The organism is Mordavella massiliensis, assembly GCF_016902415.1.
GTDB lineage: Bacteria > Bacillota > Clostridia > Lachnospirales > Lachnospiraceae > Merdimonas > Merdimonas faecigallinarum.
Genome location: NZ_JACJLV010000128.1, coordinates 1 through 455 on the forward strand (window position 1 = coordinate 1; position 455 = coordinate 455).

Genomic DNA, 455 nt, shown 5'->3' on the forward strand with positions numbered 1-455 from the left:
CTTTTTTTATTCCTGGCAGCCACCTGCTCTCCCACACCGTCTCCAGTGCAGTACCATCGGCCGCTTAGGGCTTAACCATCGTGTTCGGGATGGGTACGGGTGTTTCCCCTAAGCGCATCGCCACCAGGAGTCCCTCGACGCTTTTGACAGCTGTCTCGGATCGTTATCTCCCTTGATAACTAAATAACAGACAACGGCCCCTACTTTCTTCCGTTTTAGTTGGATTGCTCCAGACGAAAGACTCTTCTTCCTTAGAAAGGAGGTGATCCAGCCGCACCTTCCGATACGGCTACCTTGTTACGACTTCACCCCAGTTATCGGTCCCGCCTTCGACGGCTCCCTCCTTAAAGGTTGGGTCACCGGCTTCGGGCGTTACTGACTCCCATGGTGTGACGGGCGGTGTGTACAAGACCCGGGAACGTATTCACCGCGACATGCTGATTCGCGATTACTAG

2 rRNA genes are annotated in these 455 nt (G+C 54.3%); both read right to left on the reverse strand.

The features are described from left to right. Window positions 1-10: 10 nt before the first annotated feature. Window positions 11-128 (reverse strand): 5S ribosomal RNA (rrf, locus tag H6A13_RS13110). A 127-nt stretch (window positions 129-255) separates the two neighbouring features. Next, window positions 256-455 (reverse strand): 16S ribosomal RNA (locus H6A13_RS13115); the annotation flags it as partial.